The 21,888-nt window shown below is 55.8% G+C and carries 22 protein-coding genes; 12 read left to right on the top strand and 10 right to left on the bottom strand.

Features of this window, described 5'->3' with window-relative positions:
• Positions 1-174: 174 nt before the first annotated feature.
• Positions 175-1,644: a molybdate ABC transporter ATP-binding protein ModF gene (modF, locus tag SIK97_RS26530; protein WP_014228466.1), complete on the bottom strand. Its 1,470-nt coding sequence runs from the start codon at positions 1,642-1,644 to the stop codon at positions 175-177.
• Positions 1,645-1,711: 67 nt separating this feature from the next.
• On the bottom strand, positions 1,712-2,500 hold the full coding sequence (gene modE, locus SIK97_RS26525) for a molybdenum-dependent transcriptional regulator (protein ID WP_004848991.1): 789 nt from the start codon (positions 2,498-2,500) through the stop codon (positions 1,712-1,714).
• A 153-nt stretch (positions 2,501-2,653) separates the two neighbouring features.
• Here modE and SIK97_RS26520 point away from each other — a divergent pair, with 153 nt between their 5' ends.
• The 4 genes from SIK97_RS26520 to modC all read left to right on the top strand — a co-directional run bounded on the left by SIK97_RS26520 (position 2,654) and on the right by modC (position 5,471).
• A complete protein-coding gene (locus tag SIK97_RS26520; protein ID WP_004848993.1) occupies positions 2,654-2,803 on the top strand; it encodes an AcrZ family multidrug efflux pump-associated protein in 150 nt (49 codons plus the stop codon).
• A gap of 144 nt (positions 2,804-2,947) precedes the next feature.
• Positions 2,948-3,721, top strand: a complete 774-nt coding sequence (modA, locus tag SIK97_RS26515; protein WP_047724234.1) for a molybdate ABC transporter substrate-binding protein — start codon at positions 2,948-2,950, stop codon at positions 3,719-3,721.
• On the top strand, positions 3,721-4,410 hold the full coding sequence (modB, locus tag SIK97_RS26510; RefSeq protein WP_004848997.1) for a molybdate ABC transporter permease subunit: 690 nt from the start codon (positions 3,721-3,723) through the stop codon (positions 4,408-4,410). Before modA ends, modB begins: the two co-directional genes overlap by 1 nt.
• A 2-nt stretch (positions 4,411-4,412) precedes the next feature.
• On the top strand, positions 4,413-5,471 hold the full coding sequence (modC, locus tag SIK97_RS26505) for a molybdenum ABC transporter ATP-binding protein ModC (RefSeq protein WP_057173535.1): 1,059 nt from the start codon (positions 4,413-4,415) through the stop codon (positions 5,469-5,471).
• On the opposite strand, the gene SIK97_RS26500 is transcribed toward modC, so the two are convergent.
• A complete protein-coding gene (locus tag SIK97_RS26500) occupies positions 5,472-6,290 on the bottom strand; it encodes a pyridoxal phosphatase (RefSeq protein ID WP_025108127.1) in 819 nt (272 codons plus the stop codon).
• A 221-nt stretch (positions 6,291-6,511) separates the two neighbouring features.
• Between SIK97_RS26500 and pgl the strand changes: the two genes are divergently transcribed.
• Positions 6,512-7,507 carry a 6-phosphogluconolactonase gene (gene pgl / locus SIK97_RS26495; RefSeq protein ID WP_014228470.1) on the top strand — a complete coding sequence of 332 codons (996 nt, stop codon included), beginning with the start codon at positions 6,512-6,514 and terminating at the stop codon, positions 7,505-7,507.
• A 58-nt stretch (positions 7,508-7,565) separates the two neighbouring features.
• Here pgl and SIK97_RS26490 read toward each other — a convergent pair whose 3' ends face one another.
• Positions 7,566-8,042, bottom strand: coding sequence for a GNAT family N-acetyltransferase (locus SIK97_RS26490; protein ID WP_025108126.1), 477 nt, complete (start codon positions 8,040-8,042; stop codon positions 7,566-7,568).
• A gap of 133 nt (positions 8,043-8,175) precedes the next feature.
• Between SIK97_RS26490 and SIK97_RS26485 the strand changes: the two genes are divergently transcribed.
• Positions 8,176-9,645: a PLP-dependent aminotransferase family protein gene (locus SIK97_RS26485; RefSeq protein WP_025108125.1), complete on the top strand. Its 1,470-nt coding sequence runs from the start codon at positions 8,176-8,178 to the stop codon at positions 9,643-9,645.
• A gap of 243 nt (positions 9,646-9,888) precedes the next feature.
• Here the strand turns inward: SIK97_RS26485 and SIK97_RS26480 are convergent, their stop codons facing one another.
• The 3 genes from SIK97_RS26480 to ycgZ form a co-directional block, all read right to left on the bottom strand.
• Positions 9,889-10,155: a biofilm development regulator YmgB/AriR family protein gene (locus SIK97_RS26480; RefSeq protein ID WP_004849010.1), complete on the bottom strand. Its 267-nt coding sequence runs from the start codon at positions 10,153-10,155 to the stop codon at positions 9,889-9,891.
• 54 nt (positions 10,156-10,209) lie between these two features.
• Positions 10,210-10,533, bottom strand: coding sequence for a hypothetical protein (locus SIK97_RS26475; RefSeq protein ID WP_049079122.1), 324 nt, complete (start codon positions 10,531-10,533; stop codon positions 10,210-10,212).
• 121 nt (positions 10,534-10,654) lie between these two features.
• Positions 10,655-10,897, bottom strand: a complete 243-nt coding sequence (gene ycgZ, locus SIK97_RS26470) for a regulatory protein YcgZ (RefSeq protein WP_032748797.1) — start codon at positions 10,895-10,897, stop codon at positions 10,655-10,657.
• A gap of 335 nt (positions 10,898-11,232) precedes the next feature.
• On the opposite strand from ycgZ, the gene SIK97_RS26465 reads away from it, so the two are divergent.
• The gene (locus SIK97_RS26465; protein ID WP_014228474.1) at positions 11,233-12,456 is read left to right on the top strand and encodes a diguanylate phosphodiesterase; all 1,224 of its coding nucleotides are present in this window, start codon (positions 11,233-11,235) and stop codon (positions 12,454-12,456) included.
• Between the two features lie 189 nt (positions 12,457-12,645).
• On the top strand, positions 12,646-13,377 hold the full coding sequence (locus tag SIK97_RS26460) for a MerR family transcriptional regulator (RefSeq protein WP_004849019.1): 732 nt from the start codon (positions 12,646-12,648) through the stop codon (positions 13,375-13,377).
• A 94-nt stretch (positions 13,378-13,471) separates the two neighbouring features.
• Here the strand turns inward: SIK97_RS26460 and SIK97_RS26455 are convergent, their stop codons facing one another.
• The 3 genes from SIK97_RS26455 to SIK97_RS26445 all read right to left on the bottom strand — a co-directional run bounded on the left by SIK97_RS26455 (position 13,472) and on the right by SIK97_RS26445 (position 16,000).
• The gene (locus SIK97_RS26455; RefSeq protein ID WP_057173970.1) at positions 13,472-14,026 is read right to left on the bottom strand and encodes a LuxR C-terminal-related transcriptional regulator; all 555 of its coding nucleotides are present in this window, start codon (positions 14,024-14,026) and stop codon (positions 13,472-13,474) included.
• Between the two features lie 58 nt (positions 14,027-14,084).
• A complete protein-coding gene (locus SIK97_RS26450) occupies positions 14,085-14,303 on the bottom strand; it encodes a hypothetical protein (RefSeq protein WP_014228477.1) in 219 nt (72 codons plus the stop codon).
• A 413-nt stretch (positions 14,304-14,716) separates the two neighbouring features.
• A complete protein-coding gene (locus SIK97_RS26445; RefSeq protein WP_048252225.1) occupies positions 14,717-16,000 on the bottom strand; it encodes a putative acyl-CoA thioester hydrolase in 1,284 nt (427 codons plus the stop codon).
• A gap of 355 nt (positions 16,001-16,355) precedes the next feature.
• On the opposite strand from SIK97_RS26445, the gene hutI reads away from it, so the two are divergent.
• The 4 genes from hutI (at position 16,356) to hutH (ending at position 21,791) form a co-directional block, all read left to right on the top strand.
• The gene (gene hutI, locus SIK97_RS26440; RefSeq protein ID WP_049102784.1) at positions 16,356-17,573 is read left to right on the top strand and encodes an imidazolonepropionase; all 1,218 of its coding nucleotides are present in this window, start codon (positions 16,356-16,358) and stop codon (positions 17,571-17,573) included.
• A gap of 140 nt (positions 17,574-17,713) precedes the next feature.
• Positions 17,714-18,439 carry a histidine utilization repressor gene (locus SIK97_RS26435; RefSeq protein ID WP_057173972.1) on the top strand — a complete coding sequence of 242 codons (726 nt, stop codon included), beginning with the start codon at positions 17,714-17,716 and terminating at the stop codon, positions 18,437-18,439.
• 143 nt (positions 18,440-18,582) lie between these two features.
• Positions 18,583-20,271 (top strand): urocanate hydratase, encoded by a 1,689-nt coding sequence (hutU, locus tag SIK97_RS26430; protein ID WP_004849031.1) that lies wholly within the window; start codon positions 18,583-18,585, stop codon positions 20,269-20,271.
• The gene (hutH, locus tag SIK97_RS26425; RefSeq protein ID WP_025108118.1) at positions 20,268-21,791 is read left to right on the top strand and encodes a histidine ammonia-lyase; all 1,524 of its coding nucleotides are present in this window, start codon (positions 20,268-20,270) and stop codon (positions 21,789-21,791) included. The genes hutU and hutH overlap by 4 nt, the downstream gene beginning before the upstream one ends.
• The last annotated feature ends 97 nt before the right edge of the window (positions 21,792-21,888 follow it).

The following is a 21,888-nucleotide window of genomic DNA, read 5'->3' as shown; positions in this document are numbered from 1 at the left end:
AGCATACCAAAGAAGCCAAAAGTGTGACACAGGCCAAATTGGTGGAATCGTTTACACTAAAATTTTTAAACAGCCCATTTGAGTTTTTTTGTTTTAAAAACAGGATGATGTTATGTCTGGTAGCTATTATTCTGAAAAAAACAGGGATCAGCAGACCCCTGTACAGGCTTAATTTTACAGCGGATCCAGCTGGTAAGTGTAACCGTCTCCACTACTCACAAAGGCCAGTCGGTGGGTGATACAGTCCGGGGCGTCTTCGGCGTGATGAGAGACAAACAGCAGCTGCGTCGCCCCTTCGCCAATCAGCACATCAACGAAGCGGCGCACCAGCTGGCGGTTGAGCGGGTCCAGCCCCTGCAGCGGTTCGTCAAGGATCAGCAGAGTGGGGTGTTTGACCAGGGCGCGGACGATCAGCGCCAGCCGCTGCTGCCCCCAGGAGAGGCTATGGAACGGCGCATCGGCGGTGCGTTTGTCGATACCCAGAATATCCAGCCAGTTCTGCACCAGCTTATGCTGCTTGTCGGAAACGGCCTGATAGATGCCGATTGAGTCGAAGTAGCCGGAGAGAATCACGTTACGCACGTTGGTGCTGACGCGGTATTCAAGGTGAAGGCTGCTGCTGACGTAGCCAATATGTTTTTTGATATCCCAGATGGTTTCACCGCTGCCGCGGCGGCGGCCAAACAGGGTCAGGTCGTTGCTGTATCCCTGAGGATGGTCGCCGGCGATCAGGCTGAGCAGCGTGGATTTACCGGCGCCGTTGGGGCCGACTATCTGCCAGTGTTCGCCAGGGTTCACCGTCCAGCTCAGGCGGTTAATAATCGGACGATCGTTGTACGAAACTATGCCGTCGTTCAGCACGATGAGCGGCGCTTCGGCGTCCAGCGCAAGACGCGCTGCCGGTGCGTCGGGCTCCGGCAGCGTCATGCCGTCAAGCTTTTCGCTATGCGCGAGCTGGGCAATAAGCGCCTGCTGCAGCAGGGCCTGCTTTTCGCCGGTTTCGCTCAGCACGCAGTCCGCCAGCACCCCGGCATACTGAACGAACGCCGGGATCTCGTCAAAACGATTGAGGACCAGCACCAGGGTGATACCTTCGCCGTTCAGCGCGGCCAACATCCCGGCGAGCTGCTGGCGCGAGGCGACATCAAGACCGTCGAACGGCTCATCAAGAATAAGCAGGTCGGGATCGCCCATCAGCGCCTGGCACAGCAGGGTCTTGCGCGTTTCGCCGGTTGAGAGATATTTAAAACGGCGTTCGAGCAGGTGGCTAATTGCAAACTGTTCAGCAAGGCGGGCGCAGCGGGAGGGGTCTTTAAACTCATCCTGGATAATTTCCGCCGTCGTGCGGCCGGTGTCTTCTTCTCCCGGGCTGAGCAAATCGGTGTTATTGCGCTGCCACTCATCGCTGACCAGCTTTTGCAGCTGCTCAAAAGAGAGACGGGTGATGCGCGAGAAGGTGCACTCACGCTGCCCGCTTAGCAGGGTCAGCTCGCCGGAGAGCGCCCGCGCAAGCGCCGATTTCCCGCTGCCGTTGCTGCCGACGAAAGCCCAGCTCTCGCCAGCCTGCACGCGGAGGTGTTCAATATTTAACGTTTTTGTATCGCTAAGACGAAACGTGCCTTGCGAAATTTGCAACAATGACATTGTGTATCCCACTTTTTGCAGCGATTTGCTTCAGGGATACGTCTTCGCGAGCGCAATGTCAATGCCGTTAGCACAACGTGGCAAGAATGATGCGATCGGCATTAAAATATGCTATCACCTCCGCCCCTTCCGCCAGATCGCGCGTCTGTTCCACCGGCAGGGTGGCGCAAAGGCTCTGCCCATCCGGGAGCGCCATCAGCACTTCACACTGTTCCGGCCCGCGTTCGATGTGGTTGATACGTCCGGCCAGCTGGTTGTCGGCCCGTTCCGCCTGTGCGGCATCCTGAGTAATGCCAACCCACGGCGCTTTCAGCAGCACTAGTACTTCCTGGCCTTCCTCAAGGCCCAGACGATCGGCGCTTTGGGCGGTAATCGCGACCTTAAAGCGGGTTTGGCCGTCGGCCAGCAGAACGTCAACGTGCTGCTGGACCTGCTGATGGTCGCGGCCGGTAATGGTGCCGAACCACTGGTTGCGCGCGCTGGTCTGCAGAGAGAATCGCGAAATGGCAGCCAGCAGGCTGTCGAGGGGAAGGGCGTCATCATCGCTCAGGACATCGAACGCTTTCTGCTGAATCTGCGCCAGCAGGTCGTAGAGCTGAATCAGCCGCTGCCCGTAGCGGGTGAGGACCGCGCCGCCGCCGCCTTTGCCGCCGGTCGCCCGGTCAACCAGGGTCTGCTCGCTGAGCTGATTCATTTCATTAATCGCATCCCAGGCGCTTTTATAGCTAATGCCCGCGTTTTTTGCCCCCTGGCTAATCGAGCCGGTCTGTTCAATCTGTTTCAGCAGGGCGATACGGCGAGGATCGGCGAACAGGCGCTGCTGTAATTTGAGGGTAAGAAGAATTTCAGCCTGCATAATCATATCCTGATGAAAAAGGGTATTGTGACCGATAGCGGTCATCTTGCAAGATGCATCTCTCACGGTGGCCAGCGGGGCACCGCACAAATGGGGCGTGTTTTTCCGGCTGAATTGGTTACAATAAACTATTCGTACTTTCTGGAGCCAACCATGTTAGAGCTATTGAAAAGTCTGGTTTTTGCCGTAGTCATGGTCCCTGTGGTGATGGCGGTCATTCTGGGCCTGATTTACGGGCTGGGCGAAGTGTTTAACCTCTTCTCCGGAGCCGGTCATAAAGACAGCAGACCGCAAAATCACTGATTTCCCCCGCGCCCGGTTCTGCCGGGCGTTCTTATTTCTTCCCCCCTCCATTTTTCGAACGCTGATTACCCCTAATTTTCGCTGGGAAAAACCTGGCGCTATCGTTATATTGTCTATTACATAACGAACCGACGGGAGATTCAGATGACAGGTCAATGGTTACGCTTTTTTGCCGGAGCAACGTTAACGCTCTCCGTTGCGGGCCACGCGCTGGCGGAAGAGGGCAAAGTGACGGTTTTTGCCGCGGCATCGCTCACCAACGCCATGCAGGATATCGCCAAAGAGTATAAAAAAGAGAAGGGCGTGGAGGTGGTTTCTTCATTTGCCTCTTCATCGACCCTGGCACGGCAGATTGAAGCGGGGGCGCCGGCGGATCTGTTTATCTCCGCCGATCAAAAATGGATGGATTACGCGGTCGAGAAAAAGAGCATTGATACCGCCTCGCGCGCGACCCTTCTCGGTAACAGCCTGGTTGTCGTGGCGCCAAAAGCCAGCGCGCAGGGCGAGGTAAACATCAGTGATAAAACCGACTGGACCAGCCTGCTGAAAGGCGGCCGCCTGGCCGTAGGTGACCCGGAACACGTGCCTGCTGGCATCTATGCGAAAGAGGCGCTGCAAAAGCTGGGAGCCTGGGAAACCCTGTCGCCGAAGCTGGCGCCGGCAGAAGACGTGCGCGGCGCGCTGGCCCTGGTTGAACGCAGCGAAGCGCCGCTGGGGATCGTTTACGGCTCCGATGCGGTCGCCAGCAAGGGGGTAAAAGTTGTCGGTACCTTCCCGGAAGATTCGCATAAGAAAGTGGAATATCCGCTGGCAATCGTCGACGGCCATAAAAATGCCACGGTCAGCGCGTTTTATGACTATTTAAAAGGGCCGGAAGCTTCCGCCATCTTTACACGTTACGGATTTACTACCCACTAATGTTCTTAAGCGATCCTGAATGGCAGGCGGTACTGCTGAGCCTGAAAGTCTCCTCCCTGGCGGTGGTACTGAGCTTGCCTTTTGGCATCTTTTTCTCCTGGCTGCTGGTGCGACGAGATTTTCCCGGTAAAGCGCTGCTCGATAGCATTCTCCACCTGCCGCTGGTATTGCCACCGGTGGTGGTAGGGTATCTCTTGCTGATCGCGATGGGGCGACGCGGTTTTATCGGCAGCTGGCTGTATGACTGGTTTGGTCTGAGCTTCGCGTTTAGCTGGCGCGGCGCGGTACTGGCGGCGGCGGTGATGTCCTTTCCGCTGATGGTGCGGGCCATTCGCCTCGCGCTGGAAGGGGTGGACATCAAGCTCGAGCAGGCGGCGCGTACCCTCGGCGCTGGCCGCTGGCGGGTGTTTTTCACTATTACGTTACCGTTGACGCTACCCGGCATTATCGTTGGCACCGTGCTGGCTTTCGCCCGCTCGCTGGGCGAGTTCGGCGCCACCATCACGTTTGTTTCCAATATTCCCGGCGAAACGCGCACCATTCCTTCGGCCATGTATACCCTGATCCAGACCCCCGGGGGAGAAGGTGCGGCCGCGCGTTTATGCTTGATTTCGATTGCGCTGGCGCTGGTATCGCTGCTGATTTCCGAATGGCTGGCCCGCCTCAGCCGTCAGCGGATGGGGAAATAAACATGCTTGAGCTCGATTTTACCCAGACGCTGGGTACCCACTGTCTGCAAATTTGCGAGACGCTTCCCGCCAGCGGCATTACGGCGGTGTTCGGCGTCTCCGGCGCGGGTAAAACCTCGCTGATTAACGCCATTAGCGGCCTGACGCGCCCGCAGCATGGGCGCATCGTCCTCAACGGCAGAGTGCTGAACGACGTTGATAAAGGTATCTGCCTGGCGCCGGAAAAGCGCCGCATTGGCTACGTTTTTCAGGACGCGCGCCTGTTTCCGCACTATAAAGTGCGCGGCAATCTGCAATATGGCATGGCGAAGTCTATGGCGGCGCAGTTTGACAAGCTGGTGGCGCTGCTCGGCATTGCGCCGCTGCTTGACCGCCTGCCGGGCGGCCTCTCCGGTGGGGAGAAGCAGCGGGTGGCGATTGGCCGGGCTCTGCTTACCGCGCCGGAGCTGCTGCTGCTGGATGAGCCGCTGGCATCGCTGGATATTCCGCGCAAGCGCGAGCTGTTGCCCTATCTGCAGCGTCTGGCGCGCGAAATCAAGATCCCGATGCTGTACGTCAGCCACTCTCTGGATGAAATCCAGCATCTGGCGGATAACGTGCTGGTGCTGGAAGAGGGGAAAGTGAAAGCCTTTGGCTGTCTGGAAGAGGTGTGGAGCAGCAGCGTGATGCACCCCTGGCTTCCCCAGGAGCAGCAAAGCACGATCCTGAACGTGACCGTTGCCGCTCAGCATCCGCAGTATGCCATGACCGCTCTGGCGCTGGGGGATCGGCAGATATGGGTTAACCGTCTTGACAGGCCGCAGGGCGAAAGCGCGCGGATCCGCATTCAGGCCTCGGACGTTTCTCTGGTACTGCAGCCCGCTCAGCAAACCAGTATCCGCAATATTTTACCCGCGCAGGTCATGCAGTGTATTGAAAGTCATGGGCAGGTTGAGGTCAGGCTGGAGATAAGCGGCCGTACCCTGTGGGCGCGCATCAGCCCCTGGGCTCGCGATGAGCTGGGGGTGACCCCGGGCCAGCGGCTGTATGCGCAGATAAAAAGCGTGTCGATAGCCGCCTGATTACAGCAGGTGGCGATAGATGTAGTCGGCGATGCTGGTGGTTTCGTTTTCACCGATCACCACGTTGGCGCGCGCTTTGACCTCTTCCACCGCGTTGCCCATCGCCACGCCGGTACCGGCGGCTTCCAGCATGCTGAGGTCGTTATAGTTGTCGCCGAAGGCGATAACATCCTGCATCGACAGGCCCTGCGACGCGACCCACTGCGCCAGGCGTTTACCTTTGCTGTTGCCTTCCCGGGCAATATCCACCTGATCGTGCCACGACCATTCGCACTCCAGACCCAGCGTCTGGCCAACGTGTTGGGCAAAGCGCTGCAGTTTGGCGGTATCTTCATCGGTCAGGGCGAATTTCCACACGGCGTTAACTTTGCGGGCCGCCTGCGCCAGAGAATCGACCTGAGTGAATACCGGACGCTGCTCGACGGGGAGCGATTGCGCCCAGCTGGCGGTGCGGATAACGTGCCCGGTCGGCTGCTCGTACAGCATGGCGTCATCGACGTACATCAGGCCGTGAATATCATGCTCGTTCAGCATTTCCGTCAGGCTCAGGGCTTTATCTACCGGCATCGGGTCGGATTCAAGCACCTTTTTTGCATGATAATCATACAAATAAGTGCCATTGCAGCAAATTGCAGGTGTATCCAGCGCCAGCGCCTGATAAAAAGGATGGATAGCGACGTGATGTCGGCCGGTGACGACGATGATCTGATATCCCGCGTCTTTGGCGCGAGCCAGCGCATCGAGCGAGGCGGGGAGGATGGTCTTTTTGCCGGTTAAGAGCGTGCCGTCTAAATCGAGGGCAATCACGCGTGAGGTCATGGGTTGTTTCCGGTTAATGATGAAAAGTTAGCAGGCTATGATGGTACACCGCTGTGCCATTCCGGCAAACTTTTCAGCATCTACCGCTAAAGAGCCGATACACTTGATCTTTCAGGCTGCCAGGAGGCAACCTGAAGAGCGTTGTGTATGCATATTGTGTTTTTCAGGGTGTCGTTAGTCTGAAAAATGAAATTTCCACGTGCAGTGAGGAAGGAGTATTCATGAAACAAACCGTTTATACCGCCAGCCCGGAAAGCCAGCAGATTCACGTCTGGGATCTGGATCTTGAGGGGAAACTGACCCTGGTGCAGGTTGTTGATGCCCCGGGCCAGGTGCAGCCGATGGTGGTGAGCCCGAACAAAGAGTTTCTCTACGTCGGCGTGCGTCCGGAGTTTCGCGTACTGGCCTACCGCATTGCGCCCGATAATGGCGCCCTGACTTTCGCCGGCGAAGCCGCGCTGCCGGGTAGCCCAACGCATATTTCTACCGATCGTCAGGGGCGCTTTGTGTTCAGCGCTTCCTATAACGCGGGCTGCGTGAGCGTTACGCCGCTGGTGGACGGCCTGCCGCGAGAAGCGGTGGCGGTGGTTGAAGGTCTGGAAGGCTGCCACTCGGCAAATATCTCTCCCGATAATCGCACCCTGTGGGTACCGGCGCTGAAGCAGGATCGTATCTGCCTGTTTACCCTGAGCGACGACGGTTTCCTCGCAGAGCAGGAGCCGGCTGAAGTGACCACCGTTGAAGGCGCGGGCCCGCGTCACATGGTGTTCCATCCGAATCAGCAATATGGCTACTGCGTCAACGAACTGAACAGCTCCGTTGACGTCTGGGAGCTGAAAGATCCGTACGGAAAAATCGAATGCGTGCAGACGCTGGACATGATGCCGCCTGATTTTGCCGGCGTGCGCTGGGCGGCGGATATCCATCTGACCCCGGATGGCCGTCATCTCTACGCCTGCGATCGTACCGCCAGCATTATCACTATCTTCAGCGTCTCGGAAGACGGCAGCGTGCTGTCCATCGAAGGCTATCAGAATACCGAGACCCAGCCGCGCGGCTTTAACCTCGATCATAGCGGCAAATATCTGATCGCCGCCGGTCAGAAATCGCATCATATCGCGGTGTATGAAATCAAAGGCGAGCAGGGGCTGCTCCAGGAAAAAGGGCGCTATGCCGTAGGCCAGGGCCCGATGTGGGTCGTGGTCAACGCTCGCTAAGTTCTCTGTCAGTGACGAAACCTCGCCGCGGCGAGGTTTTTTTACGCCTGCGCAGGGGCTACTTCACCCGCATACGATACTCAATCATGCCGCTTTTCTCCGCGACCCAGTTATACAGACGCTGGCCCCGAAGGTTGGTCTCATGCGTGTGCCAGTACAGGCTGGCTGCGTGACGTTTGCGCGCCTGCAGCTGAACATACTCAATCAGCTGCTTGCCGATATGCTGACCGCGAACGGCCGGGTCAACGAAGAGGTCCTCCAGATAGCAGTAGTCGCTTTCGGCCCAGGTGGAGCGGTGGAAGAGATAATGTACGAAACCCACTATCCTGCCTTCCTGTTTTGCCACTGCGCAGAACATCGGCTCGGCGGGATGGAAAAAGCGCTTCCAGGTGAGCTGCGTGATGCTTTCCGGGATGTCGACGCGATAAAACGTCTGGTAGCTTTTCCACAGCGGCAGCCACTGGGCAAAGTCGCTTTCAGCCGCGGGGTGGAGGGTTACCTGCGCGAGGTTAACGTCGGTTTTGTTGCTATTCATGGCTGTTCCTTATTTTTATCAACCGGGTGATTTGACCTGGCGCTATGGTAGGTGCTGTTCTGGTTCCTAAAAAGTGACACTTTCTGTATATTTATAGGATCCACTTTTATGCCGTCGATGCCCGCTGCCGCTCATGCCAAAACCCATTGCCCCTCTGTTTCAGGAACTGTTATTAGCCCGCGGCGTGATTAAAGATCAGGTCTACCACGCCCTGCGTCAGGCGATTCTGGATGGCCGATTGTCGGCGGGTTCAAAAATCCCCTCCAGCCGGGCGCTGGCTGAGATGATGGCGATCTCGCGAAACTCGGTTATTGCCGGTTTTGACCGCCTGATGGATGAGGGGTACCTCGTCACGCGCAAGGGGGCGGGCACCTTTGTCTGCGAGCATATCCCGGATAACCTCATTAGCGAGTATGACGCGTCGACGCCGCCCGAAACGGCAATAGCCGCCGCAGGGCCGCTTAATCCTGATGTCGCCGCTCTGGTGTCATCATGGTCAGAAAGAGAGGACAGCGGCGAAATGCGTCAGGTTTTTGCCGTCGGTATCGGCTGTACCGATCTTTTCCCTCATGCTTTATGGGGGCGGCTGCTGGGGCGCGTCTGGCGGCAATCGCGTCGTGAGCTGGGAGCGCACGCCACGCCCTATGGATATCAACCTCTACGCCAGGCGATTAGTCGCTATATTCAGGCGACGCGCGGCGTCAATTGCCACGAAGATCGGGTGATCATTGTCAACGGTATTCAGCAAGCGCTTTCCATCACCGCTCAGGCTTTACTGGAAAAGGGCGATGAAGTCTGGCTCGACGATCCCGGATACAACGGCGCCCGCGGCGCATTCGCCGCCAGGGGAGCTGTGGTCCGGCCCGTTCGGGTTGACGAGGAGGGCATGGATATTCAGGATGGCATTCGCCATTACCCGCAAGCTAAGCTGGTCTATACCGCGCCGTCGCACCAGTTCCCGCTCAGTGGAACGCTTAGCCTGCCCAGAAGGCTCGCCTTACTGGAATGGGCGGAAGCCCATCGGGCGTGGATATTTGAAGACGATTACAATAGCGAATTCCGCTATGCCGCCCGCTCTCTGCAGGCGTTGCAGGGGTTAGATAATCATCAGCGCGTCATCTACGCGGGCACATTTTCTAAGATGATGTATCCGGAGTTCCGGCTGGGCTTTTTAGTGGTCCCCGAGCATTTGCGTGAACAGTTTGCCATGACGAAATATTACACCGATCTCTGTAGTGGATATCTCGAACAGGCCGTCCTGGCCCGTTTCATCAGCGAGGGGCACTATGCCAGCCACGTCCGTCGTATTCGCAAAGCCTGTTTTGAGCGTAAAAGCGCGCTGGAGGCGGCGATTGCACGCTACTTTGCCGGGCGCATGGTCGTACATCCAACGGATTCGGGTATTCACATAGTCTGCTGGCTATCAGCGGGTTTAAAGGCAGAAGAGGTCGTCGCTAAGGCGCGCCAGCCAGGTTTCGGCGTGCAGACGTTTGAGCGCTATTGTCAGCGGCCGATGTCGCGCGAAGGAGTTCTATTCGGTTTTGCAAACCATCCCCCAGCGGTTTTGACCGAGGGAATTCGCCGCCTGGCTGCGATGTTTTAGCTCAGCAATACGGGAAATATTTTGCAGGGGATTAATGGCATTCATTGCCGGATTATATTGCAGACAATGATTATCTTTTTGGAAAACCTGCCCCGTCCTGATTATTCATCTGACAACAGGGGCAGAGTTTTAAAAAGAGAGATACCGCGCCTGGATTTAACGTATATCCACGGCTTCTGTAATAATATAACCATTCGCTTAGCGATATGTGACTTCCCTGTTTAATTACAGCCGGTTAATAAATCAGATATCATCCATGGTGTAGCTGACGACGATTTCCAGGGTTTTGCGGATAACGTCTGCAGTTACGACATCGCTGGTGGTTTCCAGCGCCGTAATTAACCACAAAATAATCGCCTTGTTGCTGAGGTGACCCTCAGACTCAAGGATGCTGCTGATAGCCAGCGACATCACCGCTGATTCATCGATCAGTCTGTCGCCTGCGTTGCGGAAATATTCAGAGAGTGCGGTATCGTTCAGGCCTGCGTAAATATCCGGTTGCTGATGCATAGTCTGTCTCATCATATTCTCTACTTTGTAAGTTAAACATTAGACCAGTAGTGGTCAGTGTATTTTATTCGTACCTGGCTGCTGAGGAGAACCTAATAACGAATTCGGCTCATCCCAATTATGCTTAGCGCCTGAAGTACCCACGGCATTGTTTTTTCCACGGCGAGCTACCATATTACTGATTTCATCGATAATACGCCCAAGTGCATTCCGCCGTTTTTTATCCTGTTCCCCAGCCTGCATGGCCTGGAGTTTCCCGATCAGTGCTTGTTTACTAATAGGCCCCTTATTTTTGAGTAGAGAGAGGACAGCCTCTCCAATCAATAAATCGGTTAGTGGATCATAATCATTGCGATTCATAACGGTATCTCTGATCATTGTCATCTCCTTGACTGGGAATTTAGTAGCAAGCCGGTAATCCGTGTCAGATACTGGCCCATCCCTTATATTTCCTCATTCAGTAACGACTTAAATCACCAGATAGCTGAAGCCACTTATATCACTGATGCTCAAACAAGAGACCAATCAACGTTTGATAATGGCTTTCTTCTTCAGGTTCTGAAGCCACTTCAAGGCGACCCAGCAGTTTCGTACACAGGGATTTGCGATTCAGGTTGCGTCCTTCATTAAGGATATCCATTACAATCTGCCCTAACGTCTCCTGCTGCGAAGGTAACGACGCTTTATTGAAGTAGTGGGCAATAGCGTTAGCCGTGTCAGGAATGTAACCGTTCTGCTGCATATGTGCTCCTGTAAGTTCAATTATCAGTGAAGTTGCGATTAAAGTTATACAATGTTTATCAACTTGTACATAGGAAATGAAAAAAATATGTTAATTTTCTTAATGTTTTTTATAACATATTGATTTATATGGTTTTAAAATTGTACAAATCTTAAGGTAAACATCGAGTGGAGATGTACGAATTGTACAGGTATACAGGAAGGCAAGAACGCCAGCGAAAAGAGGGTGTTAATGTGATTTATTTGTTGATGACTCGGGCGCTTTTACAGGACTTATGCGGGTAGACCTGCTACTGTAATATCTTATTAGCTTTCATCTCTTCTGTCGGAAACTTCATGCTCACTACCATTATTTATCGCAGCCATATCTGCGACAACGTGTCAATTAAATCGCTCGAAAGCATGGTTGCTGAAGCAAATGTCAAAAATAGTCAGGAAAACGTGTCGGGTATTCTGCTTTTTAACGGCACCCACTTTTTTCAGCTATTAGAAGGACCTGAAGAGAAGGTAGAGGAAATTTACCGCCGTATCTGCGCAGACCCGCGGCACCATAACCTCGTGGAGCTGCTCAGGGATCATGGACCGATGCGGCGCTTTGGTAAAATTGGCATGGAACTCTTTGATTTACGAGAGTTTGACCGCGATGAAGTGCTGCAGGCTGTGCTGGATAAAGGGACCACAAAATATCAGCTCACCTATGACGACAGAGCGCTCCATTTTTTCCGTACCTTCGTCGAAGCCACGGAAAAGGAAAACTATTACGAAATTCCTGCGGCTGAAAGCTGGGAGTTTGTGATAGAAGACGCTGCCTGCTACCCTGAAACTCCGCTGCAAGAGGCCGAATGCAGCTTTGCTTTTCAGCCGGTCATCGATCCGTTTGCCAAAGAGGTCGTCTCCTACGAAGCGCTGCTGCGCACGACTTCCGGTGATTCGCCAGCGGTCTATTTTGACGGACTTTCGCGAGAGGAAATCTACTGGACGGATCTCCACAGCAAGCGCATTGCCTTCGCCATGGCGGGACTTTTGCACCTCCGTGGACGCACGTTGTCGATTAATCTGCTGCCCATGACGCTGGTGAATGTTCCCAACGCTGTCGAATTTCTGTTAGCGGAAATTGAAGCCAGCGGTTTGATCCCTGAGCAAATTATTGTGGAATTTACCGAAAGCGAAGCCATTTCCCGTCTTGATGAATTCACCGATTCCGTACGTAAGCTCAAGTCTGCGGGAATTCGCGTGGCTATCGATCATTTTGGCGCCGGGTTTGCCGGGCTGTTGCTGCTGGCTCAGTTTCAGCCGGACCGCATCAAGATTAATCGCCAGCTGGTCAAAGATATCCATAAGCACGGCCCAAAACAGGCAATCGTTCAGGCGATTATTAAATGCTGTCATTCCCTGGAAATCGCCATTTCTGCGGTGGGTATCGAGCAGGCGGAGGAGTGGATGTGGCTGGAGTCAGCGGGGATTACGCATTTCCAGGGAAATTTATTTGCCAGTCCGTGTCTGGGAGGCATTCCGCCGGTAGCATGGCCAGAGAAAAAAGTAGCGTGTGAGCTTCTTTAAATTTTGACCCCGGCTCAGCGCAGCGTGTCGGTTAAAAAGCGGTGTATAACGGTAAAATAAGCCCTGTTTTTTTGCCCAGTATATCGGCGCCCGACCTGTTTATTTTAGCTGTACAAGAAAAGTTAATTGTACAACCAGGCTAAATTCGTTAATTTAGTCGGTAAAGTATTATCAGGTTAGAGGGCGCTAATGGCATATTACAGCATCGGTGAAGTTGCCGAACGTTGCGGAATCAACCCCGTGACTTTGCGTGCATGGCAGCGAAGATATGGTTTGCTAAAGCCGCAGAGAAGCGAGGGAGGACACCGCCAGTTTGACGAAGAGGACGTTCAGCGCATTGAGGAAATCAAACGCTGGATCGATCGCGGGGTCTCCGTGGGCAAGGTTAAGGCGCTTCTGGAAGGCCATCAGCCTGAAACGCAAGACGCTGCCATCCTGCTCCAGGAAGAGATGATGACGCTTCTGCGAGGCGTCCAGCCCTCAAAATTACGCACCCGCATCATGTCCCTCAGCCATGAATATCCCGTAGATAAACTGATTGACCGGCTCTTTGTCCCCGTCCGCAGTAAGCTCAATCTCGATCCGAACACTTCCATGGCGATTATCAGTATGCTGGACGGTATCCTGATTGATTGCGTAGCGTCCATTCTTGCGGAATCGCGCAAAAAGGTGGGGAAAGAGACGCTGTTGGTGGGGTGGGGTAATGAAGACCGTACCCGTCTGTGGCTGGAAGCGTGGCGTTTATCGCAGCGCGCCTGGCACGTCAACGTGCTGGCGGAGCCGCTGGATTCTCCTCGCCCGGAACTGTTTCCTGGTCAGCACATTTTTGTCTGGACCGGCCGCGCGCTGACCCCCTTGCAGGCAGAATTACTTAGCCACTGGCAAAGCCAGGGCTTCACCATTGAGTTTCACGGAGAGTAAGCGTCTTAGAGGGTTAGCAGCGGAACATTTTTAGAGATGTTATTCCGCCGCTTGTCTTCCTGAAGCATGGCAACATGCGCTGGCAGGTAAATTATCAAAAATTGAGCTGGGTCCAGGCTTTAAACGTTTCGCTGCGGCTAATATTAAAAAAATCTGTCCGACCCGAGCAGCCGAGCTTTTTGATTAAGGTCAGGCGAATTTGATAAATTGTTTTAATATGTAAATTCAGCGACTTCCCTATATTTGCCATCGCTTCACCATCGTTCATCAGGCGAATCACTTCTTTTTCGCGATTGGTAAAAACGATACTTTCAGATTCCCGGTCAGGCTTCTTACCGAACAAGGTGGGGCGGAGAATAAACGATTGTATCTCAGCGGGCGTTGAGCGCGCCGGGATTCTGTACATTGGTATTTCGCTCAGGAAGTTCAAATCATTACCGTCGGTGAGCAGGACAAAACGAACTCTTTTGCGATCGTAATGATGATTAAGCACCGCATAATAGTTATCGCTGGTGAAAAAGACATATTTTCCATGAAAACAGCCTGGTGATAATGAATCGAGTACAAGCTGTAATCCTTGACGAAGAAGGTTATTGTTAATCCAAAGATCGTAATGATTAAAAAAGTGACCTTGCTTGTCGTTATTCATTTGTCCTCCGAGGTAGAAGTGTTAATAATGGCTTAATTTAACAAATCACATATCATGCTTAGTGATGGTTTTTACCACGTAGCACATGCAGCGTTTGGATATATAAATCGGCGAGTATTTCATTTTTCTCGAGATTCAGGCGCCGCTGAACCTCAACGATTAAACGCTCATGGCTAACGGCTTCGCTCTCCGTCTGGGTCTGCACCATGTGTTCGATATTTTTCAGCAAAGCAGAGTTAGAAATAAACTCTGCAGGAATAGTATTTTTAATCTGCATGGTATATCTCGGGTTATGTTAGACAATAAATCAACAAACAAAGATGCGGGATAAAAATCATCTTTGCTCTACGGTTCTTCACCATTTCAAAGGAAATGGTGTGCATTTTTTTAAATCATAAGAATGCTGTAACGCAGAATTTAAAACTTACGTAATAACTATAGTCACGATCTTCAGGATGTACAATTTTTCCGAATTAATTTTGTACATTTAGTTGGTTTTTTTAACATTGACTTATAAGATATTGTTTTGTATGGTTATTTTTTGTAAAGGTAATGTGAAAAAGTTGTACAGAACGGCGTCTGTACAGGGATAACCTACAGGATGAGGGGATAGCGGTGAAGAAGCGGGAAGGGCACAGCGGGAAGAGAAAGAGACAAAGGGGGAATAGCTTCCCCCTTTTGGCGTAAGCGTTACTGCTTCGGTTCAGCGACGACAAAGCTTCCCACGCCGCGGTTGTTGTATTCCCACATGCGGTTGAAGTTAGCGTCATTCAAGTTACGCTGCGGGTTGCCTTTGGCATCCGCAGTACCGGTGTTGCCGCTAAACGGACGGTTTGAACCGACGGCATCAGCCCACGGTTTGGCAATATTAAAGCCTTCATTAATGACGCTATCGCGAATAACGACCTGGCCATTGGTATTACCGTCAACGTCCAGAGAGCGGCCCAGTTGCGCGACGTTATCGCCGGAAGCGGTAAAGCGGCTGTTAATCGCCAGGAAGCCGTAGGTCACGCTTTTCAGGGTTGCGGGGGCGAAAACGTAAGCCTCTTTCTGGGTGCGCGAGTTGACCACGCGGAAGTCGGTATTGTCGAACACGACCGCCCCACGACCGGAAACGATATCCACGTCGCCTTCAATATAGCTGTTGCTGACCAGGGTTCGGGTCTGACGGTTATCCTGCAGGCGGTTTTGTACGCCGCTGTTGGTCACGAAAAAGGTGTTCTGGCGACCGAGGATATTCACCTTGTTAATCTGCACACGATCGCCATCGCTACGCAGCGCCACGGCCTGATGGGTGCCCGCGTCTACGCTGTCGCCGAGGTTGTTGGCGATAGTCAGGTTCTGTAGCTGGAGATCGTTATTCTGCGACCAGAATACCGCTGAGCACATCACGCCAACGGTGGCGGCACGTCTGCTCTGGCAGCTGTCGTACATATACCAGGCCGGTTTGCCCGGCATATATTTGCCGCCCGGATTAACCTGATGACGCCAGGAGACCGGATCCATTTCTGAATCAATCGCTGCGCTGATTTTTACATCAATCGGCTTCTCACCGGTGCCGTACAGGGTCAGCGCGCCAGGCGCCGCCGGAACGTATACGGTGCCCGCATATTCACCCGGCATGATGGCGATAAACTGACGACGATTGGAGTGGCGGGTAATCGCTGCATCCACCGCGGCCTGAATCGTGGTGTGGGTTACCCCCTGGGTACCCGCAGGACCCACAACAAAATCCGGCTGCGCCGGGAGGCTGATGGCGGACGGGCTCCACGCCGCGGCGTTAGGATCGAGAGACTGGAAATAGCTCGCCGGTAAGAAGTTTTTCGCCTCATCGGCGGTTAAAACTGGACGAGAGGCCGTGCCCGGCGCTGTTTGCGTTGAGGGCTGTTGATCGGCAGGCGTCGAACTACAGGCGGACAACGTCACGCCAAAGGCCAGCGCCAGCGCCAGGTGGGAAACGGAATATGTGTTCATGTTGCTCCGGGCAAGAATAAATTAAGGGTATATACACTTCATCCTTCAAGCTGCCTCGGCGTTGGCTGCGTTCGCTCACCCCAGTCACGTATTTATATACGCTCCTGGGGACTCGTTCTCTTGCCGCCTTGATGCAACTCGAATGATTTTGTGTATAGGTCCTTTAAAGCCTGCTGTTTTATACCAACTTAAGCGAAACGGGAAGACGTAGCGCAAAAAAGTTGTTTCTTTACATAATAAGAGCCGGAAACGAGCCGCTTTTGATCACAAATAAATAACATTTGCTGGGAGCTGAGTTGACATTTCTCGCGGAATCAAAATAAATGTCTATACAACCCATGACAAGTTGACCGCTATGACACACACACCTTCCGAACGCGTAATCTGGCGAAACGTCCGCCTGGCCACGCTCGATCCGCGTTTCTCTCAGCCGTATGGACTCGTGGAGCATCATGCGCTGCTGGTGCGCGATGGACGCATTGAAGCTATTGTGCCCGAAAGCGAGGCGCCCGCAGGGCAGAGTATTGACCTCGGCGGCAGGCTGCTCACGCCGGGGCTGATTGATTGCCACACGCACCTGGTCTTCGGCGGCAGCCGGGCGCAGGAGTGGGAGCAGCGCCTCAACGGCGTCTCCTACCAGACCATTAGCGCCAACGGCGGCGGCATTAACGCGACCGTGCGCGCCACCCGGGAAAGCAGCGAGACGGAGCTGCTGGCGCTGGCCCGGCAGCGGCTGGCTCGTCTGCTGCGCGAAGGGGTCACCACCCTGGAGATCAAGTCCGGCTACGGGCTGGATTTCGCAAACGAACGTAAAATGCTGCGGGTTGTACAACAGCTTGCCGCAACGCATACCGTTGAGATTTCCCCCACGCTACTCTCCGCCCACGCCACGCCGCCGGAATATAAAGGCGACCCGGACGGCTATATCAATCTGGTATGCGAAATCATTCTGCCCACGCTGTGGGAAGAGGGGCTATTTGAAAGCGTCGATGCCTTCTGCGAAAACGTCGGCTTTACCCCCGCGCAGACTGAACGGGTTTACAGTACGGCCCAGGCATTAGGTATCCCGGTAAAAGGTCACGTTGAGCAGCTCTCTTCGCTGGGCGGCGCCGAATTAGTGAGCCGCTATAAAGGCCTGTCCGCCGACCATATTGAATACCTGACCCCAGAGGGCGTGGCGGCGATGAGCCGCAGCGGCACCGTGGCGGTGCTCCTGCCCGGCGCGTTCTATTTCCTTAACGAAACCCGCAGGCCGCCGGTTGAACTGCTGCGCGAATATCAGGTTCCGATGGCGGTGGCGACGGACTACAACCCCGGCACCAGCCCCTTCGCCAGCCTGCATCTGGCGATGAATATGGCCTGCGTGAAATTTGGCTTAACGCCGGAGGAGGCGTGGGCAGGCGTAACCCGTCATGCGGCGCAGGCGCTGGGCCGCCAGGCGAGCCACGGCCGGCTGGCGCCGGGCTTCGTTGCTGATTTTGCTATCTGGGACGCGGAGCATCCGGTTGAGATGGTTTACGAGCCGGGGCGCAGCCCGCTCTGGCAGCGCGTGGTGCGAGGAGAAATCGCGTGAAGCTATGACAACCGACGACCGCCGGGATTTGTCAGGGGCGCGACCACAGCGCGGAGGCGCGGCAAATCGCCCATTGGTGGCAGTAGCGATTCAGTATATTCTGGACGTTTCGCCGCCCATTCGCACAAGGAAGCCCGGCCATGTTCTCATCGCAACCTCGTTCCGCGCCTGCGCCTTTCTATGAAAAGGTGAAACAGGCTATTAGCGAAAAGATCCACAGCGGCGTCTGGCGTCCGCACGATCGCATTCCTTCAGAGGCGGAGCTGGTGGCGCAGTTTGGCTTTAGCCGGATGACCATCAATCGGGCGCTGCGCGAGCTGACCGATGAAGGCCGGCTGGTGCGATTACAGGGGGTGGGGACGTTTGTCGCGGAGCCGAAAGGGCAGTCGGCGCTGTTTGAAGTGCGCAGCATCGCGGAGGAAATTACCTCTCGTCATCATCAGCACCGCTGCGAGGTGGTGCTGCTGGAGGAAGCGCAGGCGGATCTGATTCAGGCCGCGGCGCTCAACGTGGCCGCCGGTACGCGGATTTTCCATTCGCTGATGGTGCATTTTGAAAATGAGGTCCCGGTACAGATTGAGGACCGCTGCGTCAACGCCTCCGTGGTGCCGGACTATCTGCGTCAGGACTATACCGCGACCACGCCCCACGACTATCTGTCGCTGATCGCCCCTCTGACCGAAGGGGAGCACATTGTTGAGGCGGTGCAGGCAACGGCGGAGGAGTGCGCGCTGCTGCATATTCACGCGCACGACCCGTGTCTGCTGATCCGCCGCCGCACCTGGTCCACCACCCATATCGTTTCCCACGCGCGCCTGATTTTCCCCGGCAGCCGCTACCGTCTGCAGGGCTATTTTGGTTCCTGATCTTCCTGCGCGTCGGCAAAACGTGATTGCTGACGCAATATAACAAAAATGTATCTTTTGTGTTAAATCCTGCCTTGCGTATGCTTGTATAGACAAGTATATGTATCTACGTACACAACGTTAATTGTCAGGAGAAACCCCCGATGTCGCAAAGCAAATACCGCCAGCAGGACGTACGTGCACCGCGTGGCACAACGTTAAATGCGAAGAGCTGGCTGACCGAAGCTCCGCTGCGTATGCTCATGAATAACCTCGACCCGGATGTCGCCGAAAACCCGCATGAGCTGGTGGTGTATGGCGGCATCGGACGCGCGGCGCGCAACTGGGAATGCTATGACGCTATCGTGAAGGCGCTGAAAAACCTGGAGAGCGACGAAACGCTGCTGGTGCAGTCCGGTAAGCCGGTGGGCGTATTCAAAACCCATGAAAACTCGCCGCGGGTGCTGATCGCCAACTCCAACCTGGTGCCGCATTGGGCAACCTGGGAACACTTTAACGAGCTGGATGCCAAAGGGCTGGCGATGTACGGCCAGATGACCGCCGGCAGCTGGATCTACATTGGCAGCCAGGGCATCGTGCAGGGCACCTATGAAACCTTCGTTGAGGCAGGCCGCCAGCACTACCAGGGCAGCCTGAAGGGGCGCTGGGTGTTGACCGCCGGTCTGGGCGGCATGGGCGGCGCGCAGCCGCTGGCCGCGACCTTAGCGGGCGCCTGCTCGTTGAATATCGAATGCCAGCAGAGCCGCATCGATTTCCGCCTGCGTACCCGCTACGTTGATGAACAGGCGACGTCGCTGGATGACGCGCTGGCGCGCATCAAAAAATACACCGCCGAGGGCCGGGCAATCTCTATCGCACTGTGCGGCAACGCGGCAGAGATCGTGCCGGAAATGGTCAAACGCGGCGTGCGCCCGGATATGGTGACCGATCAGACCAGCGCCCACGACCCGCTGCACGGCTATCTGCCGAAAGGCTGGAGCTGGGAAGAGTACCAGGCTAAGGCCGAGTCGGACCCGCAGGGCACTATCCTGGCGGCGAAACGCGCAATGGCCGACCACGTGCAGGCGATGCTGGCATTCCACGAAATGGGCGTGCCGACGTTTGACTACGGCAACAACATTCGCCAGATGGCCCAGGAGATGGGCGTTGGCAACGCGTTTGCTTTCCCAGGCTTCGTTCCCGCCTATATCCGCCCGCTATTCTGCCGCGGCATCGGCCCGTTCCGCTGGGTTGCCCTGTCCGGCGACCCGCAGGACATCTATAAAACCGACGCGAAAGTGAAAGAGATCGTTAAAGACGATAAGCACCTGCATCACTGGCTGGATATGGCCCGCGAGCGTATCAGTTTCCAGGGGCTACCGGCGCGTATCTGCTGGGTAGGCCTCGAATGGCGGCAGAAGCTGGGGCTGGCGTTTAACGAAATGGTCCGCAGCGGCGAAGTCTCCGCGCCGATCGTCATTGGCCGCGACCATCTTGACTCCGGCTCCGTCGCCAGCCCGAACCGCGAGACGGAAGCGATGCGCGATGGTTCCGACGCCGTCTCCGACTGGCCGCTGCTCAACGCCTTACTGAATACCGCCAGCGGGGCGACCTGGGTGTCGCTGCATCACGGCGGCGGCGTCGGGATGGGCTTTTCGCAGCACTCCGGCATGGTTATCGTCTGCGACGGTACCGATGAAGCGGCGGCGCGCATTGCCCGCGTCCTGCACAACGACCCGGCGACCGGCGTGATGCGTCATGCCGACGCGGGCTACGATATCGCGATTGAGTGCGCGACAGAACAAGGTTTGAATCTTCCGATGGTGGCAGCAACGCAGGGGCACGCTAAATGAACGCTTTAACACTGATTCCGGGTCAACTCAGCCTGTCGCAGCTGCGCGACGTCTACAGCCAGCCGCTGAACATTACGCTAGACGAAAGCGCGTTCGCGGCGATTGATGACAGCGTTGCCTGCGTCAACGCGATTCTGGCAGAAGGCCGCACCGCCTACGGTATCAACACCGGTTTTGGCCTGCTGGCGCAGACGCGCATCTCAACCGAAGATCTGGAAAACCTTCAGCGATCGCTGGTGCTGTCGCACGCGGCGGGGATTGGCGAACCGCTGGATGATGACCTCGCGCGTCTGATTATGGTGCTGAAAATTAACAGCCTGTCGCGCGGCTTTTCCGGCATTCGCCTGAGCGTGATTCAGGCGCTGATTGGCCTGGTCAACGCGGGCGTGACGCCGTGGATCCCGGCGAAGGGATCGGTCGGCGCCTCCGGCGACCTCGCGCCGCTGGCGCATATGTCTTTGACCCTACTTGGCGAAGGGAAAGCGCGCGTGCGCGGCGGGGAGTGGCTGCCGGCGACGGAAGCGCTGCGTCAGGCGGGGCTTGAGCCGATTACTCTGGCGGCGAAAGAGGGGCTGGCGCTGCTCAACGGCACACAGGCGTCGACGGCGTTTGCCCTGCGCGGCCTGTTCGAAGCCGAAGACCTGTTCGCTTCCGCGGTGGTTTGCGGGTCGTTAACCACCGAAGCGGCGCTCGGTTCGCGTCGTCCGTTTGATCCGCGCATTCACGAAGCGCGCGGTCAGCGCGGGCAGATTGACGCCGCGGCGCTCTATCGCCATCTGCTGACCGACGACAGCGCGATTTCCCAGTCGCACCATAACTGCACCAAGGTGCAGGATCCGTACTCTCTGCGCTGCCAGCCGCAGGTGATGGGTGCCTGCCTGACCCAGCTTCGCCAGGCGGCGGAAGTGCTGCTGGTTGAAGCCAACGCGGTATCCGATAACCCGCTGGTGTTCGCCAGCGAGAACGACGTGATTTCCGGCGGTAACTTCCACGCCGAACCGGTGGCGATGGCGGCGGATAATATCGCGCTGGCGATTGCCGAAATCGGATCGCTGTCGGAGCGCCGTATCGCGCTGATGATGGACAGCCATATGTCGCAGCTGCCCCCTTTCCTGGTCAAAAACGGCGGCGTCAACTCCGGGTTTATGATTGCCCAGGTGACGGCGGCGGCGCTGGCCAGCGAGAACAAAGCGCTGTCGCACCCGCACAGCGTGGACAGTCTGCCAACCTCCGCTAACCAGGAAGACCACGTCTCGATGGCCCCGGCCGCCGGCCGCCGCCTGTGGGCGATGGCGGAAAATACCCGCGGCGTACTGGCCGTTGAGTGGCTGGCCGCCGTGCAGGGTCTGGATATGCGCGAAGGCCTGAGCAGCAGCCCGCTGCTGGAAGAGGCGCGCCACCTGCTGCGCGAACGGGTGACCCATTACACCGAGGACCGCTTCTTCGCCCCGGACATCGAAAACGCCATTGCGCTCCTGGCGGCGCGTCATCTGACGCGGCTGCTGCCTGCCGTGCTCTGAGACCAACGCTAAACCATCGCTGTTCTCTGTACCTGCGCCGGGAGGATCTCTTCCTCCCGGCCACCCTACACGCATATTTGTCGTCGTATAAAAACTA

The organism is Klebsiella sp. JN_Kp126 (genome assembly GCF_033843325.1).
GTDB lineage: Bacteria > Pseudomonadota > Gammaproteobacteria > Enterobacterales > Enterobacteriaceae > Klebsiella > Klebsiella michiganensis.
Note: the sequence above shows the minus strand (reverse complement) of the source record. Positions and strands in the feature narration are given on the sequence as shown.

What these genes read in the sequence shown, in the direction of transcription:
- modF (WP_014228466.1), bottom strand. Translation starts at nt 1,644, where the DNA reads ATGTCATTGTTGCAAATTTCGCAAGGCACGTTTCGTCTTAGCGATACA.
- modE (WP_004848991.1), bottom strand. Translation starts at nt 2,500, where the DNA reads ATGCAGGCTGAAATTCTTCTTACCCTCAAATTACAGCAGCGCCTGTTC.
- SIK97_RS26520 (WP_004848993.1), top strand. Translation starts at nt 2,654, where the DNA reads ATGTTAGAGCTATTGAAAAGTCTGGTTTTTGCCGTAGTCATGGTCCCT.
- modA (WP_047724234.1), top strand. Translation starts at nt 2,948, where the DNA reads ATGACAGGTCAATGGTTACGCTTTTTTGCCGGAGCAACGTTAACGCTC.
- modB (WP_004848997.1), top strand. Translation starts at nt 3,721, where the DNA reads ATGTTCTTAAGCGATCCTGAATGGCAGGCGGTACTGCTGAGCCTGAAA.
- modC (WP_057173535.1), top strand. Translation starts at nt 4,413, where the DNA reads ATGCTTGAGCTCGATTTTACCCAGACGCTGGGTACCCACTGTCTGCAA.
- SIK97_RS26500 (WP_025108127.1), bottom strand. Translation starts at nt 6,290, where the DNA reads ATGACCTCACGCGTGATTGCCCTCGATTTAGACGGCACGCTCTTAACC.
- pgl (WP_014228470.1), top strand. Translation starts at nt 6,512, where the DNA reads ATGAAACAAACCGTTTATACCGCCAGCCCGGAAAGCCAGCAGATTCAC.
- SIK97_RS26490 (WP_025108126.1), bottom strand. Translation starts at nt 8,042, where the DNA reads ATGAATAGCAACAAAACCGACGTTAACCTCGCGCAGGTAACCCTCCAC.
- SIK97_RS26485 (WP_025108125.1), top strand. Translation starts at nt 8,176, where the DNA reads ATGCCAAAACCCATTGCCCCTCTGTTTCAGGAACTGTTATTAGCCCGC.
- SIK97_RS26480 (WP_004849010.1), bottom strand. Translation starts at nt 10,155, where the DNA reads ATGCATCAGCAACCGGATATTTACGCAGGCCTGAACGATACCGCACTC.
- SIK97_RS26475 (WP_049079122.1), bottom strand. Translation starts at nt 10,533, where the DNA reads ATGATCAGAGATACCGTTATGAATCGCAATGATTATGATCCACTAACC.
- ycgZ (WP_032748797.1), bottom strand. Translation starts at nt 10,897, where the DNA reads ATGCAGCAGAACGGTTACATTCCTGACACGGCTAACGCTATTGCCCAC.
- SIK97_RS26465 (WP_014228474.1), top strand. Translation starts at nt 11,233, where the DNA reads ATGCTCACTACCATTATTTATCGCAGCCATATCTGCGACAACGTGTCA.
- SIK97_RS26460 (WP_004849019.1), top strand. Translation starts at nt 12,646, where the DNA reads ATGGCATATTACAGCATCGGTGAAGTTGCCGAACGTTGCGGAATCAAC.
- SIK97_RS26455 (WP_057173970.1), bottom strand. Translation starts at nt 14,026, where the DNA reads ATGAATAACGACAAGCAAGGTCACTTTTTTAATCATTACGATCTTTGG.
- SIK97_RS26450 (WP_014228477.1), bottom strand. Translation starts at nt 14,303, where the DNA reads ATGCAGATTAAAAATACTATTCCTGCAGAGTTTATTTCTAACTCTGCT.
- SIK97_RS26445 (WP_048252225.1), bottom strand. Translation starts at nt 16,000, where the DNA reads ATGAACACATATTCCGTTTCCCACCTGGCGCTGGCGCTGGCCTTTGGC.
- hutI (WP_049102784.1), top strand. Translation starts at nt 16,356, where the DNA reads ATGACACACACACCTTCCGAACGCGTAATCTGGCGAAACGTCCGCCTG.
- SIK97_RS26435 (WP_057173972.1), top strand. Translation starts at nt 17,714, where the DNA reads ATGTTCTCATCGCAACCTCGTTCCGCGCCTGCGCCTTTCTATGAAAAG.
- hutU (WP_004849031.1), top strand. Translation starts at nt 18,583, where the DNA reads ATGTCGCAAAGCAAATACCGCCAGCAGGACGTACGTGCACCGCGTGGC.
- hutH (WP_025108118.1), top strand. Translation starts at nt 20,268, where the DNA reads ATGAACGCTTTAACACTGATTCCGGGTCAACTCAGCCTGTCGCAGCTG.